Below are 15,067 nucleotides of genomic sequence, written 5' to 3'. Positions count from 1 at the left end.
CGAGCCGATGGGCGTCTATGACGAGCAGGTGGACGTCTATTTCCGCGATGCCCACTTGCCGCACGACGCGCTGTACAAGGCGGGCGGGGTTGGGGCTGGGGTGGCTTGCCGGGTGATTACCCGGCAGCCGGACGAGCTCACCGAGTTCGGCGGCACGCAGCTGGTGCGGGCGACGACGCTGGTCGATGTCCGCATTGCCGAAGTGGCGGCGCCTCGCGAGGGGGATTCCTTCGTCGTCGGTGCCACCACCTACACCGTCGCCGGCGCGCCGCGGCGCGATGCCGAGCGGCTGGTGTGGACATGTGGCTGCCGAGGCACCTGATGCTGGTGCCCACTGTCACCATCGAGGGCGACCTGCGCCAGATCATGGCGGAGGAGCTCGCCGCCACCGAGCAGGCGGTGACCAAGGGCATCCGCGTCGCCACCGAGGGCCTCAAGGGCGATCTGCGCGCGCAGGTCACCTCCGCCGGTCTCGGCCAGCGGCTGGCCAACACCTGGCGCTCGGAGGTCTATCCGCGCGCCGATGTCTCGCTGCGCGCCGCCGGACTCGTCTTCTCGCGGGCTCCGGACATCGTCTCGGTGTTCAATTCCGGGGTGCCGATCAAGTCGCCGAACGGCTTCTTCCTCGCCATTCCCACGGCGGCGGCCGGCGCCAAGGGCCTGAAGCGCGACGGCTCCGGCACCGAGCGGCTCACGCCCGGCGGCTGGGAACGGCGCACCGGGCTGCGGCTGCGCTTCGTCTATCGGCGTGGCCGGCCCTCGCTGCTGGTGGCGGACAATGTCCGCGTCAATGGCCGCGGCGTCGCGGCGGCGAACATCACGAACCGCAAGGGCGTGAAGTCGACCCGCCTCGCCGGGCGCACCACAACGGTCATCTTCATCCTGGTGCCGCAGGTGCGTCTCGGGAAGCGCTTCGATGTCGAGGGCGCCGCCGATCGCTGGCGCTCGCGCCTGCCGGATCTCATCGTCAACAGTTGGCCAGCGAGGCGGAAGTGAGCAAGCGCGAGACCGCCCTGGAGGCACTCAAGGCCCTTTTGGTGGCGGCGTGTCCCGGCGCGGATGTGAAGCGCAACGCTGACGTTCCCAACAATGTTGGTCCCGGCGGCTACCTCATCCTGCGCGACGGCGACCCCGGCGAGCCGGAAGTGACGCTGTCGCCGCCCTCCTATGCCTATGAGCACCGCGCAGTGCTCGAAATTCTGGTCGAAGGCGGTTCGGATGGCACGCCCGAGACGCTGCTCGACACCATTTTCGGCGATATCGACATGGCGATCGCCACCGACCCGATACTTGGTGGCGCGGTCGATCATTGTGAGCCGGAAGCGCCGGATGTCGACGTGCTCGGCTCGGATGCCGGTTCGCCGCTGCGCACCGCCCGGCTCAACATCGTACTGATCTACCTCACCTCGTCGCCGCTCGGCTGACCCTCACCCGCACATCCGGAGATTGTCCCATGGGTCGCGCCCTTGGCATCAATGCCATCATGGCCATCGCCTTCGAGTCGGTTTACGGCACCGCGCCGGTCTCCGGCTTCAAGAAGGTGCCATTCGTCTCGACCGCCTTCGGCAAGGAACAGGGCCTGCTCGCCTCCGACCTGCTCGGCTTCGGCCGCGACCCGCTGGCCCCGGCCGGCGATGTCATCAATGCCGGCGGCGACGTGGTGGTGCCGGTCGATCTGCGCTATTTCGGCTTCTGGCTGAAGGCGCTGTTCGGCGCCCCGGTCACCACCGAGCTTGATGACGATGTCTACAGCCACGTGTTCACCACGGCCTCGGCCGCCCTGCCCTCGCTATCCGGCGAGGTCGGGCATCCGGAGATCCCGGCGTTCTCGATGCACAAGGGCTATGTAGCCAATTCGCTGGCGCTGCAGCTGCAGCGCTCCGGCCTTGTCAACGCCACTATCGGCTTCATCGGCCAGGACGAAGACGAGCCGACCTCTTCGACCGCGACGGGCACGCCGTCCGAGCTGGAGCTCACCCGCTTCAACCAGTTCCAGGGCTCGGTGAAGCGCGCCGGCGCCGCGCTCGGCAATGTGGTGTCGGCACAACTCAATTACGCCAACACGCTGGAATCGGTGGAGGTGATCCGCGCCGACGGCCTGATCGCCGGCGCCGACCCGGGCCTTGCCGTGCTCGGCGCATCGCTGGTGGTGCGGCACGACAGCCTGACGCTGTACAACCAGGCGATCGCCAAGACCCCGGTGGAGCTGGAATTCGGGCTCACCATCTCGGCGACGGCGAAGCTCGCCTTCACCTTCGCCGCGGCCTATCTGCCGGTGCCGAAGCGCCCGGTGAGCGGCCCCACCGGCATTCAGGCCACCTATGCCGTGCAGGCGGCCCGCCCGGCGGTCGGCGACCCGATGATGACGGCGACGCTGGTGAATGACGTGGCTTCCTACGCCTGATTTCTGACGGTATTGTCGCCCTCCTTGCAACCTGGGAGGGCAACGTGTTCAACACGTCACAAAGCACATGGCAGGCATTCGCGTATCCATCCGAGCTAGTTTACCGTCACTTGTTGAAAGCAATTCCCGCCGCGGGGTTGTCGCTCAAGTCAGCAGATGAGGCATTGCTTCGCGTAACGGCCTCGGCCGGCATGTCGTTGTTCTCCTGGGGCGAGAACATGACCTTTATTATAGAGCCGCAAGCCGACGCAAATACACGTGTCTATATCGATAGTTCCTTGAAATTCGGGCCGTCCGGCGGCGGTCGCCACCAGAAAAACTTCAACGCCGTCATCGCGGCTCTCGGCAAATCGCTCAGGGAGTCGGCACAACGCGAGGCAACATGATCCGACTTAATCTCGCCAGCGGCCCCTATTGGTTGCCGCTGGGCCGTGGCGTTGAAGTTGAGGTCCGGCCCTTTGGAACCGAAGTCGACACCCGGGTGCGCGACGAGATGCCGGAGGAAATCCGCGCCGCCATCCTCGCCGGCGGCGTGGCACGGTCGGTCGCACTGATCAAGGCATTCGCGCGCGCTTCCATCATTGGATGGAAGGGGGTGGCCATGGTTGGTAGCGATGAAGATGTGCCGCCATGGCCAGAGGGCATCGACGCGCTGATGGAGACCTATCCGCTCGGCGATGTGTTCCGCGAGGAATATGTGGTGCCGGCCCTGCTGCTGGTCGCCGAAAAAAACGGATCAGCGCCCTCGCCGAATGGCACTTCGGCGGCGGCGCAGCCTATTGTGCCGCCTGCCCCGGCCGCTGCGATGAGTGCGCCTATCGCCTGAACGCGCCGTGCTCGCTCGATGGCGAGCAGTTCTGGAGCGCGTTCCGCGCCTCATCCAACCAACTGCGCACGCTGGGCCCGATGCCGATCGGCTTTGATTATGCCGCCGTGGCAGCGCTCGCCGCGGCCAAGGGCTGCCCGCCCGCCGTGACAGCCGAATTCTTCTCCGAGGCCGAGCGCGCCGCGCTCGGTGCCATCCATGCGCATTTGAGGGAGCACGACGTTGGCTGATCGCAATGTCAATGTGCGCCTTCAGGTGATCGACGGCGGCAAGGTGCGGGCGGAGCTCAATGCCGTCGGCAATGAGGGTGCCGTAGCACTCGACAAGCTGTCCGCCAGGTCCCAGCAGGCCGCGGCATCCGTCAACAAGCTGGCGACGCACGAGGTGGGCAATCTCGCTGCCCAGCTTTCGGATATTGGCGTTTCGCTTGCTTCCGGACAGTCGCCCTTCACCGTGCTGATTCAGCAGGGTGCCCAGATCAGCCAGATCATGGGCGATCGCGGCGTGAAGGGCATCATCGGCGCGGTTGGGCAGGGGTTGCTTAGCCTCATCAACCCAACGACCTTGGCACTCGGTGGCCTTGCTGCCGCCGGCTATGTCGCTTCGTTTGCACTCGATGCCTTGTCGGGCGACACCGAAGATCTGAACGGTGCTCTCGACGAGAGCAAGCAGCTGACCGATGACCTGAAAGCGTCGATGGATAGCGCCGGCAAAGGCGCCGAAAACTTCGCCCAGGAGATTCGGGAAGTTGCGTCCCTGCAGGCCACGGAAAACCTTCGCAAGCTGACCGTGGCCTATGATAATTGGTCGGCGAAGTTTGCGGCGGGTTTCAATACTTCCTCTCTCGACCCGCTTGGCAATGTCACCGGCGGCGATGAACTGAACCAGCGGTTTGCGCCGTTCGAGGACGCGATTCGCCGCTTCCAGGAGAGTGTTGCGGCCGGACGACCGGACGTGACCGCATTCGCACGAGATGTGGCCGAGATCGGCAATGCGACGCCGTCGCTGCGGGATATGTCGACTGAGTTGATCAAGGCGGCGGAGCGTGGTGGGGAATTCCACCGGGCAATGGATATTGCCGCCGCCCGTACCGCCTATCTCGCGGGCACGGCCTCCGACGCGCAACTCGCGCTGCTCGGCCTCAGCAACACGATGAAGGGGATCAGCGACAGCATCAATGTGCTGCGCGAGATCGAGAACTCCCTGAAGCTTGCCGGCGACGAGCGGTCGAAATTCATCGAAGGTTTCGCGGCACGCGGCCAGGGCGGCCCCGACTGGCTGACCGAGGCAATCCGCAAAAGCGCCGGCGCGCTGTTCGACCAGAACAAGCAACTGGAGGAGAACAAGAAGAAGGCGCAGGAGGCCGACCGCGCGCAGGAGCAATATGCCCGCCGGCTCGAATCCGATGGCCAGCGCGTCTATCGGGAAACGCGCACTGCGGCGGAAAACTATGCCGACGAGATCTCCCGCCTCAACGAATTGCTCGGCAAAGGCAAGATCACGCAGGACACCTATAGCCGCGCCGTGGCGAATGCTGGAGATGAGATGGACAAGGCCAGCCGTCAGGCCTTGGACAAGGCCACGGACGCCGGCTCCGGGTTCACCCGTGCCTTCGACGACTATCTCAAGAGCGCGCAGGACATGGCCACGGCCACCGAGAATCTGACGACAGACGTGCTCGACGGCATCGGCGATGCGTTCGCGCGCTTTGCCACCACAGGAAAGCTGAGCTTCTCGGATCTGACGAATTCGATCATCGCCGACCTCACCAAGTTGGCGACGCAGCGGCTGCTCTCGATGCTGCTCGGCTCGCTGTTCCCCGGCGCAGGCGGCGCGGCGGTTGGCGTGGTCGGCGGCGCCGGCCCGATGGTGGTGCCGACCTTCCGCCACTCCGGCGGCCTGGTCGGTGCCGGTGGCGGCAATCGCGGCGCATTTCCGGCCGAGATGTTCCTCAACGCCCAGCGCTTCCATAGCGGCGGTGGGTTCCTGGCGCCGGACGAGCGCCCGGCGATCCTGCAGGTGGGTGAGCGCGTGCTCTCTCGCGCCGAGGTGGCCGGCGGCTCTCGCCGGCCCACCGTCGTGAACAAGATCACCAACTACCTCGGCGCCGACGTGCAGGCGCGCGATGGCGGCGAGGATTCTGACGGCAACCAGGTCAATGAGGTCATCATCGGCACGGTGCAGCAGGCCATGGGGCAGGGTAAATTCAACCCGACCATGCGCGGCTCGTTCGCCGTCGGCAATCGCCGCATCATACGGGGCGCGTGATGGCTGATTTCCCCGCGCTGCTGGTGAGTGCCTTCCTGCGCGAGGGCTTCACCTATCAGCCGATGGCCGGGCTCACCGCGGTGGTGGATCCGGAGATCGGCGCGCCGCTCACCCGCCGGCGCTACTCCGGCAAGCTGTCGGACCTTTCCGGCTCGGTGCGCCTTATCGGGACTGAAAAGGCCACGCTCTACAATTTCTGGTTCGACACCTGCGCGGCGGGGTGCCTGCCCTTCATTTGGACCGACCCGCTGCTCGAGGAAGCCTGCACCTTCATCTTCCTGGCCGAGCCAGTCTTCACCCCGATGGGCGGCGCGCGCTGGCACGCGAGCCTGCGCTTGCGCCGCGTCCCGACCTGATCTTTCCCCCTCCCAAGCCGACCTCAATGCGTCCCAGGAGCCAATAGCCATGGCCGTGAATTACGCCGCCGCCCTGAAAACTGCCCGCATGCAGGCCGTCGCCGATGCCATCGACGCCGGCTCCGGCCCGGGCACGCTGGAAATCGCCACCACCGGCTTTGCCTCGGTGCTCGCCATCCTGACGCTGGCCGATCCGTGCGGCACGGTGTCGGGCTCGGTGCTCACGCTTGACACCACGCCGGCGATCGAAGACAGCGCGGCCAATGCCACCGGCACCGCTGCGGTCGCCCGCATCAAGGACAGCAACGGCAACGTCATCGTCAACAACCTGACGGTCGGCACCAGCGCCACCGACATCGTGCTGACCTCGACCAGCATCACCACCGGACAGCTGGTGCAGGTGACCTCGGCGACCTTCACGCACGCAACTTGAGAGCTTGCGAAGCGGTCTTTTCCTGATGCTGGGGTAGCGCCGTGTCCTTTACCTTCATCGGCAGCACCACCTCTTCAGGGGCCACCATAGCGGCGCATGCCAGCGCCGCGAACGGTGATCTCGGCATCCTCATCCAGGAGGCGCAGAATAATTCCGGCGTGCCGACCGCTGTAACTCCCGGCACGTTTTCGAATGTGGTCAATACGAGCAACGGCTCGGATCCCATTCGGTGCTTGATCGACATCGGCCCGATTACCGGCAGCGGCCAAGTCCTCACCGGGATGGACGGGACTTCGGCCGATCTGAAGATCCTGCTCATCTTCCGCCCGAACGGCGTGATGACCGGTCTCACTGGCTCGTCGCCAAACGGGCAGATGACGGCAAGTGCCCCGACGACCCAGAATATCGCGGTTACGGGCTCTCCGCCGGAGGGAATATATATCGGCGCCGCCTTTGGCGTCACGGCTGCGCCGACTCCCAGTGGGACGCTGGCGTCTACCGGCACGATCGTCAATGGCTCCTCGACAAATCTGAAGGCCGTCTATCTCGTCAACAATTCGAGCCCCACAGCCACGCTCACGTGGGGCCAGAACGACACCGGGCCGCTCAATTGCCTGCAAAGCTGCTTTGTAACCGCGACCATCACGAATGCCACCACTGGCACGCTTGCCGCGACCGAAGGCGCGGATGCTGCCGCCCTGGTCGGCAGCCTGTCGGTGCTGGGCACCATAGCGGCCACAGAAGGGGCTGACAGCGCCGGTATCGTCGGCCGCACTGGCTGGCGCGGAACTTTCGCCGCGAGCGAGGGCAGTGACGTCGCTGCCGCCCTCGGCCGCGTCGCCTGGACCGGCACGCTGGCGGCGACAGAGGGCAGCGATACCGCATTCTTCCTTTCCACGAATGATGTACTCGGCGCGCTGGCGGCGACCGAGGATGCAGACGCGGCGTCGTTCGCTGGTTCGGTGGTGGTCGCTGGCGGCCTGGCAGCGACTGAGGCCTCCGACGTCGCGAGCCTGTCGGGCGGCGTGCCAACTGCCACCGGGGCGCTCGCCGCCACTGAGGCCGGCGATGTCGTGGCGATGGCCGGGCGCATCGTCGTCACCGGCGCGCTCGCGGCCACTGAGGGCGCCGACATCGCCGCCTTCTCGGGCCGCATGGTCGTGTCCGGCCTGCTTTCCGCCACCGAAGGCGCGGATGTCGCTGCGGCGGTCGGGCGTGTCGGCATCATCACCGGCACGCTGGCTGTCAGCGAAGCAGGCGATGTCGCGGCGTTCACGGATATTCCGCCGGCCCTGGCCTTCCGCCATGCCGTGGCGGCGCAGCATAGCCGAGTGCCGCTGCCGTGGCTGGTGACGATTGACCACCCGTCGCTGCCCAACATCATCCGCTGGGTGAACAACCCGGTGCCGGTGGTCTCGCGCGGGCAGACCTTCATCGCCCGCGCCTTCAAGGTGCAGCGTCCGGCGGATGGCGACGAGACGCCTTCGCTGGTGGTGACGCTGTCGAACCATGACCGCGTGCTCGGCAAGGCGCTGGAGGCGCTGGAAGGGTTTCCGGGGCTGAAGCTGGAGCGGATCCTGCTCAGCTTCCCCGACGACCCGGTGGAGACATACGAGGATTTCACCTCGGCGAGCTCCCGCTGGGATGCCTCCGCGGTCGAGGTCACGCTGAGCCAGGAGGTGTTCTGGAACGAGACCTATCCGCTGGTGCGGGTGACCCCGCGCAAGTTCCCCGGCCTGTTCCTGTCCTGAGGATTTCATGAGCTGGACCGACGAGCTTATCGGCATCCCGTACCGGGAGCGTGGCCGGGCGGAGACGCTCAGCCAGGCACACTCGCTCGGTGTCGATTGCCTCGGCTGCACCATGCTGGCGCGGCTGGTCCGCACCGGCGAGCGCATGCCGGAAGCCGGCATCGACATCACCGCCAATCTGCGCGCCGCCGTGCTGCGGGCGCGCGATCTGATGGGCGACCCGGTGTGGCAGTTCCGCAAGGTTGGCGAGCATGTGCCGGAAGAAATGGACATCGTGGTGATGCTGCGGACGATCGAGCACGGCGACCGGCGGCAGCCGCTGCATGTCGGCACGTGGCTGGCGGACGGCCGCATCCTTCATACCCAGGCGCCGGCGCATGACGGGCAGGACATGGGATCCTGCCTGATCGACAGCCGACACCCGAAAGTGGCCGCACGCATCGCCGGCTTCGCAAGGTGGAGCCCAACGGTTGGGAGCCCCACCTGATGCGGCCGTTCAATCTCGCCGACGCCATTGCCGGAGCGGTGCCGCTCGATGGCGTGCTGGTGGAATATCGCCCGGTGCTGTTCGATGCCGCATCGAGCCTGTTCTTCACCGTGGCGCCGGGTGGCTCGATCGCCGACATTGTCGACGGGCTGATTGCCGCCGGCGCCATCCCGCGCCCGTTCCCGGCCTATGGCTCGGCCTTCATCGGTTCCGACGAGGTGCCGTCCTGGTGCTGGCACCAGATCCGGCCCAAGGCCGGGGCGATGCTGTTCCTCGGCCCGGTGCCGGAGAATGGCGACAATACCTTTGCTCTCATTGCCGCGCTGGCGCTGGCGGCGGTGGCGATCGCCATTTCCGGCGGGGCGCTGGCCACGCTCGCCCCGGCGATCTTCGCCGGCGCCGCCGGTTCGGCCGGCGCGTGGGCGACCGCGGCGGTCGGCGCTGCCGTCACCGTCGGCGGCGGCCTGCTGGTGCAGTCGCTCACCAAGCCGCCGCAGCTCGGCGGCGGCGGGGCGAGCGGTGCGTCGCTCGGGGTCGCCGGTGTCGGCCAGAACCCGATCGGGGCCTACCAGCCGGTGCCGATCGTGCGCGGCCTGCTGCGGCTATCGCCGCCGCTGCTGGCGCGGCCGTGGAGCGACATCGTCGCTTCGGGCCAGGTGGTGAATGCCATTGCCGGCGTGCGCGGCCCCTGCGAGACCTCAGACCCGCTGTTCGACAAGGTGGCCTTCGCCGACATGGTGGGCATCGAGCTCGAGCAGACCGTCGGCTATGACGACGACCCGCCGCTGACGCTGGTGACGCAAAGCGCGGCGGAGGAAAGCCAGCCGGTGGCGCTGCGCAAGCAGGAACTGAAGGACGATCAATCGACGCTGTTCACCCCGGCGCCGGAATCCTACCCGCTGCCGCATGTGGTGCGCTGGGAGCCGAACAGCCCGCTGTTTCGCACCGTCCTGCACTTCCCCGGCGGGCTCGCCGATTCCGACGACCCCGGCCATGCATGCCTGCTGCCGCTGCGCATCCGCATCAAGGCCGACGGCGGCAGCTGGGTGAACTTCCCCGAGATCATCCTGCGTGGATCGAACATGAACCCGATGCGCCGCATGATCATCATGGACCGCTCCGGTGGCCCGGGATCGGTGGTGAGCAGCGGCACCATCGTCGACAGCCTCTATGCCTCCAACCCGGTGTGGACCGCCGACGCCTATTTCAATGGAGGGGTGACGCCGACCGGCATCGACCGCACCGTGACCAATGTGGACACCGCCCCGGATGGCATCACCTTCCGGCTGGACCCCGAGGTGTTCGACCCGGCTGCCGGCTTCACGGTGGAGTACACACGGGGCTATGCCACCTCCGCCGCCGACTTCATCACCGCCGATTATGAGATCGGCGGCATCGCGCCCGGCTTCTTCACCTATTACCAGAATTCACCGCAGCGGATTCCGGTCCAGAATGGCTATATCAGCGAGGTCTATGTCGAGAGCTGTGCCTCGCAGCGGCCGGTGTATCCGATCGAGCAGAAGGGGTTGTGCCTTTCCGCCTTCCGGGTGCGCAACCGCAAGGTCAACAGCTTCTCGCAGATCTATCACAGCATCGTCCCGATCTGGAACGGCACCGACTGGAACACCCTGGCGCCGAGCCGGAACAACGCGGCGCTGGCGCTCGACATCCTGGTCAACCCCGCGAATTACGTCTTCCCGCAGAAGCCCGGCAAGATCGATTGGGCGAGCTGGCAGGCCTATTACGAGCACTGCGAGGCGGCCGGCCTGACCTTCGACGGGCTGCTCTCCGACGGCTCGGTGGAAGATCATGTGCGCATGATCCTCAATGCCGGCGATGCCGAGTTGCGCCGCGACGGCCAGGTGAGCGGCGTGGTGATCGACAAGGATCGCTCGGCCGAGGGCATCAGCTGCCTGTTCACAACGGCGGTGATGGTGCGCCCGCTCACCATGGAGCGCACCGACGCGCCCTTCACCACGGCGATCATCGCCAGCTTCCGCGACGCCGCGAACGATTACGACCCGCGCGAGATCATGGTCGATGACGGCTACATGCAGAATGGCCGGCACCTCTATGAATCGATCGAGGTGCCGGGCCTCACCTCCGAAGCCGCGGTGCGGCGCTGGTGCCTGATCTATCTGCGCAAGCTGCGCTATCGCCGGGTGAAATATTCCTTCGCCGTCGACCTCGACCATCTGCTGGTGAAGCGCGGCCACCTGGTGGGCGTGGCGCACGACATGCTGACCAACAGCTATGGCTCCGGCCGGCTGGTGAGCTTCGCCCGATCGGGCAGCAATCTCACCAGCCTGACGCTCGACACCGACATGTTCGATGCGCCGCCGGACAATTACGAGAGCCTGTTCGACGTCGACAACGTGTTCACGCTCTCCAATTTCTTCACGCTCGCCCGCGGCGCGTTCGGTGCCTGCGTGCGGCTGAAGGATGGCAGCACGACGGTGGTGCCGATCGCCTCGGTGGACGGCAAGACGCTGAATGTCGAGGGCGCCTTCGCGGTGCCGAATGGGCTGGAGGCGACCAGCCTGGTGGCGCTCGGCCCGCGCGAGCGCACGGTGCACCGGGTGGTGGTGGGCGACATCGGCAAGGAAAGCGACCGGCAGGCGCTGATCACCGGCTTTGCCGAAGTGTCGAAACCGATTTTCGCGGGGCTTTGAGATGGGCATCATTCCGACGCCGGAGAACACGCCCGGCGGCATCAGTGGGGCCGCGTTCGCGCGGGCCGTGGCCAATGGCGGCAGCATTGACCCATTCTATGGCTACATCCCGGTGGTGGCCAATGAGACCATCCCGATCGTCATTTCATCGGAGCGGCCGTTCGCCATCCCCAAGGTGGTCACGGATTGTGGCTCGGGCACCTGTCAGGTCGAAGTGCGGATCAATTCGACTCCGCTCGGCGGCGGCGCCAACAGCGTCTCGACCACGCGGCAGACCAAGGATCACACCAGCGCAAACTCTGGGCAGATCGGCGATGACGTATCGCTGGTGTTCAGTTCGAACTCGAACTGCCAGCGCATGAATTGGGTGGTGATCTTCGAGTATCCCACGGCGGACCCGGAATGAAGTTCTTCCACATTCCGCCGCCACCGCCGCTCTCGACCATCGCGGCGGTCGGCGCGAACACGGTCTCGTCCGGCACCAGCATCGATTTTCCCTCGGGCATCCTGCCGGGCGATATCCTCTGGCTGCAGGCGGGCGTGGCGGCGTTCGACCCGATGCACTCGACGGGCCCGGATGGCATCGCGGCGACGCCGGCGGATGGGTTCGTTCTCGTCTATGACGAGCCGCCGGCCGAGGGGCAGGTCGATCGCGTCATCTTCCAGGCCAAGATCGCCGACGGCTCCGAGAACGAGGTCGGCAGCGTCGTCATCTCGTCGCAGTCCGGCCACCACAGCCTGATGCAGATTTTCCGGGGCGATTTCCCGGCGGTCGGCTTCACGCTGTTCGACGGCAACCAGACGCCGTCAACCGGCGATCCCTCGGCGCAGACTATCGACGTGACCGGCGCGATCTTCGGCAAGCCGGCGCTGCTCGCCGGCATCGCGCTCGGCACCACCGGCGCGCCGACGATATCCGGCACGCTGGCGAGCGGCGGCGTCGCCTTCACCGCGCCGGCCAGCATCTACAAATCGTCCTACCAAATCCAGAACGGCAGCAAGGCCAGCCGCACCTGGGACATGAACGACGCCGGCTTCAACACGCTGTGGAGCACCGGCGTCTCGGTGTTCTGAGCCTCCCCGCACCCCCCTTCCGCGCCGCCTTCGGGCGGCTTTTTCATATCCGGAGCCCTGCTATGGCTGACCCCTTCGCATCGCATTCCGTCGACCTCGCCAGCCCTGGCGCCTATGCCGCGGCGGTGACGCCGGCGGATTCCGAGATAACCGCCTGCCGCGCGCTGTGGGTCGGCACCGCCGGCGATATCAAGGTGACCACGGTGGGCGGCGATGTCGTCACCTTCATCGGGTTCGCCGGCTGGCTGCCGCTGCGCGTCAAGCAGGTTTGGCTGAGCTCGACCGCTTCCAACATCGTCGCGGTGCGCTGATGCTTGGCCTCGGGCTCGGGCTGTTTGATGTGGCGGCGCGGGTGCAGCCGGACGCGGGCGAGCCGTTGCCGGATCCGCTTGCCCCCACCGAGGCCAGCCAGCCGCTTTCGTGGATGTTGAGCGTGCGCAAGGCGGTGCCGGCCTATGCCGGCAACTGCATGCAGTGGCGGGACAGCGGCAATACGCTGCGCACGCTCGGCTTCACCGCCGATCCGACGCCCGTCATCAATCTCGCGAGCACCCCGAGTTGGGGCAACGGTACCTTCTTCTCGGCCGCGACATGGTACGACCAGAGCGGCAACGGCCGCAACTACACCAGTATCAACAGCGTGCGCCCGCAGTGCGTGCTCAATGCGCTGACCAGCCGCGACGGCTATGCCATGCCGGGCATCGACTTCCGCGACAAGTCCCAGCACCTGGCCACGACCGCGACCTTCCTGAATGTGGGTGGCACGCAAAACCTCGCGGTGTTCTTCGTCGTCGGCACCTATGGGTGGAGTTCTGCCGGCGCCCATGCCCGCAATCCCGGCGTGTCGGGCGTCAACGGCGCGCTCATGGGGTATGGCACCGGAACGAACGATATCCTCGTCCACGGCGCCTACACCGGCAACGGCGAAAGCGCCATGTACTTCCGCAACGGCGAGTTGTTCGTCGAGCGGGGGCCGATCCCTGACCTGAGCCGTGTTCGGGTGATCTGGTTCAACCAGAAGGGTGCCGTTGTTTCCGGCGGCTCGGACTCCCGCATCCTGTTTCAGGATCGGCCGCACGGCGTTGCCGAGGTGCTCGGGGTTCGCGCCACGCTCGGCACCAATGGCGCGCTGACGCAGTCGCACAACGGCCCGGTGTGGGAGCACTTCGGTTATCAGAATGCCGAGCCGATGTCCGACGAGGAATGCCAGCGCATCGCCATCGGCCTCGTGCAGTGGTGGGGGACGCAGATCGGCAAGGCCCGCTATCCCGACCAGCACGAACTCATCATCTCCGGCCAGTCGCTCGCGCAGTATCTCGCGACGGCCGACAGCGCCGCCTCCGGCCTTACCGCTGACGCGGTGACGACGCGGCTCATGGTGCCGGCGATCAAGTCGCGCCTGAGCATCAACGACTCGACGAAGACGCTGGAACTCTACTGCGGCGACGTCGCCTATGGCGGCACCTCCTGCCTCAAGAAGTCCGACCAGACCACGGGCTATTGGTGGAACCAGGATCTCGACATCCCCGGTGACATGCTCCTGCAATGGCAGACGAACGCGCTGTCGCAGCTGCGCCGCGCGCCGCGATACAAGAAGACGCTGCTCATCGACTGCCAGGGCGAGGCCGACGCCCTGGTGTTCAATGGCGGCGCGGGCAGCGGTTCATACACGCTCGCAAACTGGAAGGCCTGCAAGATCAAGCAGCTTACGCAGCAGCGGGCATGGATCGGCCGCGACGTACCAATCGGGCTCGGCTGCCTCGGTCGGCAGAACGGCCAGGACGTCAGCATGCGCAACCTGCGCAAGCTGCAAGCCGAGATCGCGGCGGAGATGGACGACGTCTATCTGATGCCGGACATCTACCACCTCGACCGACAGGATACCGTGCACCTCGCGAAATGCCCGCCCGACAGCGACGGCTTCGCGGTGCGCGGCGAGCAGATCGTGCGCCTGTTCTGCTTCCTGTTCGGCACTGGGCAGTTGCCTTGGGATGCGCCCTATGTCTCAGGCTGGACCTTCATCAACGCTACGACGGCCGACGTCCGCGTGTTGTGGCCGAACACCGGAGGCGGCAACGACATCTCGCCTTCAACGGGCATTCTTGGCTTCGCGATGAAAAGCAGCGGCGGCGCGGCGCGCACAATAAGCTCCGCCGTTCGCCAGAACTCAAACACCATCCGCCTCACCGGCATCGATCTCACGGCCACCGATCTGCTCGATTACAACCCGTTCCCGGCCGCGCTCGACCGTACCAAATTCGTGGTCGACAACACCCCCGGCCTGCCGATGCCGCTCCGCCCGGCGTGGGATATTGTGGCAATGTGAGCTTCAGCTTTAGGGCTCGTCGGCGCCCTGAAACGGATGTCAGATTTGAGCGATTTTGATGATTAAGCCCTGGCGCAGAGCCCTTAGCTTCCTGCTTGTCCTTCGCGACACGGCTCGGAAATGGATTTGGCTGTTCTTTGGTTTTGCGCTCTTGGCGCTGATGCGTGAAATCAACGCGACGGGAGGTCACGGATCCTTTGTGGAGGCGATGTCCCGTTGTGTCTTGGCATACGCGTTTGTTGTTATTTTCTTCTCTGTCGTTCGGCTATGCTACGCGTTGATTGGGAGTACTCAAATCCGCAGACAATATTTGGCGGCGGAATCAGAAGCGGATTTTGAGGAGGTTACGGGGCTGATCATCACGTTTGCCAATAGGCTTTGAGCCAAGCGATGGTGGGCCACCAGCACCGCGTTGGGTGGGGGGCAGCTCCGATCTTAACCCTCTTGTTCTCAGTTTGTTCTCATGACAT

17 protein-coding genes are annotated in these 15,067 nt (G+C 65.9%); all 17 read left to right on the top strand.

The features are described 5' to 3' along the window. Positions 1-7 precede the first annotated feature (7 nt). The 17 genes from G3545_RS14135 to G3545_RS14055 all read left to right on the top strand — a co-directional run bounded on the left by G3545_RS14135 (position 8) and on the right by G3545_RS14055 (position 14,979). Positions 8-322 (top strand): hypothetical protein, encoded by a 315-nt coding sequence (locus tag G3545_RS14135; RefSeq protein WP_170013613.1) that lies wholly within the window; start codon positions 8-10, stop codon positions 320-322. Next, entirely contained in the window at positions 322-996 is a 675-nt protein-coding gene (locus G3545_RS14130; RefSeq protein WP_246702829.1) for a DUF6441 family protein, read from the top strand. Before G3545_RS14135 ends, G3545_RS14130 begins: the two co-directional genes overlap by 1 nt. Then, positions 993-1,424 carry a hypothetical protein gene (locus G3545_RS14125; protein WP_170013611.1) on the top strand — a complete coding sequence of 144 codons (432 nt, stop codon included), beginning with the start codon at positions 993-995 and terminating at the stop codon, positions 1,422-1,424. Before G3545_RS14130 ends, G3545_RS14125 begins: the two co-directional genes overlap by 4 nt. A 29-nt stretch (positions 1,425-1,453) precedes the next feature. Further along, positions 1,454-2,404 (top strand): phage tail tube protein, encoded by a 951-nt coding sequence (locus G3545_RS14120; protein WP_170013609.1) that lies wholly within the window; start codon positions 1,454-1,456, stop codon positions 2,402-2,404. A gap of 44 nt (positions 2,405-2,448) precedes the next feature. Continuing rightward, on the top strand, positions 2,449-2,790 hold the full coding sequence (locus tag G3545_RS14115; RefSeq protein ID WP_170013607.1) for a hypothetical protein: 342 nt from the start codon (positions 2,449-2,451) through the stop codon (positions 2,788-2,790). Positions 2,791-2,885: 95 nt separating this feature from the next. Continuing rightward, complete coding sequence (locus G3545_RS14110) at positions 2,886-3,230, top strand: hypothetical protein (protein WP_170013605.1); 345 nt, start codon at positions 2,886-2,888, stop codon at positions 3,228-3,230. An 80-nt stretch (positions 3,231-3,310) separates the two neighbouring features. Next, a complete protein-coding gene (locus tag G3545_RS14105) occupies positions 3,311-3,460 on the top strand; it encodes a hypothetical protein (RefSeq protein WP_170013603.1) in 150 nt (49 codons plus the stop codon). Next, on the top strand, positions 3,453-5,498 hold the full coding sequence (locus G3545_RS14100; protein WP_170013601.1) for a phage tail length tape measure family protein: 2,046 nt from the start codon (positions 3,453-3,455) through the stop codon (positions 5,496-5,498). Before G3545_RS14105 ends, G3545_RS14100 begins: the two co-directional genes overlap by 8 nt. Further along, the gene (locus G3545_RS14095; RefSeq protein WP_170013599.1) at positions 5,498-5,854 is read left to right on the top strand and encodes a hypothetical protein; all 357 of its coding nucleotides are present in this window, start codon (positions 5,498-5,500) and stop codon (positions 5,852-5,854) included. Before G3545_RS14100 ends, G3545_RS14095 begins: the two co-directional genes overlap by 1 nt. A gap of 49 nt (positions 5,855-5,903) precedes the next feature. Then, positions 5,904-6,287: a hypothetical protein gene (locus tag G3545_RS14090; RefSeq protein ID WP_170013597.1), complete on the top strand. Its 384-nt coding sequence runs from the start codon at positions 5,904-5,906 to the stop codon at positions 6,285-6,287. A gap of 41 nt (positions 6,288-6,328) precedes the next feature. After that, entirely contained in the window at positions 6,329-8,038 is a 1,710-nt protein-coding gene (locus G3545_RS14085) for a hypothetical protein (RefSeq protein WP_170013595.1), read from the top strand. A 7-nt stretch (positions 8,039-8,045) separates the two neighbouring features. Continuing rightward, a complete protein-coding gene (locus tag G3545_RS14080; protein WP_170013593.1) occupies positions 8,046-8,525 on the top strand; it encodes a hypothetical protein in 480 nt (159 codons plus the stop codon). After that, positions 8,525-11,197, top strand: coding sequence for a phage tail protein (locus G3545_RS14075; RefSeq protein ID WP_170013591.1), 2,673 nt, complete (start codon positions 8,525-8,527; stop codon positions 11,195-11,197). The genes G3545_RS14080 and G3545_RS14075 overlap by 1 nt, the downstream gene beginning before the upstream one ends. A 1-nt stretch (position 11,198) precedes the next feature. Further along, positions 11,199-11,603, top strand: a complete 405-nt coding sequence (locus G3545_RS14070; RefSeq protein ID WP_170013589.1) for a hypothetical protein — start codon at positions 11,199-11,201, stop codon at positions 11,601-11,603. Next, positions 11,600-12,271: a hypothetical protein gene (locus tag G3545_RS14065; RefSeq protein ID WP_170013587.1), complete on the top strand. Its 672-nt coding sequence runs from the start codon at positions 11,600-11,602 to the stop codon at positions 12,269-12,271. Before G3545_RS14070 ends, G3545_RS14065 begins: the two co-directional genes overlap by 4 nt. A 166-nt stretch (positions 12,272-12,437) precedes the next feature. After that, positions 12,438-14,597 carry a hypothetical protein gene (locus G3545_RS14060; RefSeq protein WP_170013586.1) on the top strand — a complete coding sequence of 720 codons (2,160 nt, stop codon included), beginning with the start codon at positions 12,438-12,440 and terminating at the stop codon, positions 14,595-14,597. 58 nt (positions 14,598-14,655) lie between these two features. Then, positions 14,656-14,979, top strand: coding sequence for a hypothetical protein (locus G3545_RS14055; protein WP_170013584.1), 324 nt, complete (start codon positions 14,656-14,658; stop codon positions 14,977-14,979). Positions 14,980-15,067: the final 88 nt, after the last annotated feature.

Source organism: Starkeya sp. ORNL1, assembly GCF_012971745.1.
GTDB lineage: Bacteria > Pseudomonadota > Alphaproteobacteria > Rhizobiales > Xanthobacteraceae > Ancylobacter.
The sequence above is the reverse complement of the archived record's forward strand: the minus strand, read 5'-3'. Positions and strand labels throughout refer to the sequence as shown.

Bases quoted from the DNA above. Each gene is read 5' to 3' on its own strand.
- G3545_RS14120 (WP_170013609.1), top strand. From the start codon at position 1,454: ATGGGTCGCGCCCTTGGCATCAATGCCATCATGGCCATCGCCTTCGAG.
- G3545_RS14135 (WP_170013613.1), top strand. From the start codon at position 8: ATGGGCGTCTATGACGAGCAGGTGGACGTCTATTTCCGCGATGCCCAC.
- G3545_RS14080 (WP_170013593.1), top strand. From the start codon at position 8,046: ATGAGCTGGACCGACGAGCTTATCGGCATCCCGTACCGGGAGCGTGGC.
- G3545_RS14095 (WP_170013599.1), top strand. From the start codon at position 5,498: ATGGCTGATTTCCCCGCGCTGCTGGTGAGTGCCTTCCTGCGCGAGGGC.
- G3545_RS14130 (WP_246702829.1), top strand. From the start codon at position 322: ATGCTGGTGCCCACTGTCACCATCGAGGGCGACCTGCGCCAGATCATG.
- G3545_RS14075 (WP_170013591.1), top strand. From the start codon at position 8,525: ATGCGGCCGTTCAATCTCGCCGACGCCATTGCCGGAGCGGTGCCGCTC.
- G3545_RS14065 (WP_170013587.1), top strand. From the start codon at position 11,600: ATGAAGTTCTTCCACATTCCGCCGCCACCGCCGCTCTCGACCATCGCG.
- G3545_RS14090 (WP_170013597.1), top strand. From the start codon at position 5,904: ATGGCCGTGAATTACGCCGCCGCCCTGAAAACTGCCCGCATGCAGGCC.
- G3545_RS14105 (WP_170013603.1), top strand. From the start codon at position 3,311: ATGCCGATCGGCTTTGATTATGCCGCCGTGGCAGCGCTCGCCGCGGCC.
- G3545_RS14070 (WP_170013589.1), top strand. From the start codon at position 11,199: ATGGGCATCATTCCGACGCCGGAGAACACGCCCGGCGGCATCAGTGGG.
- G3545_RS14055 (WP_170013584.1), top strand. From the start codon at position 14,656: ATGATTAAGCCCTGGCGCAGAGCCCTTAGCTTCCTGCTTGTCCTTCGC.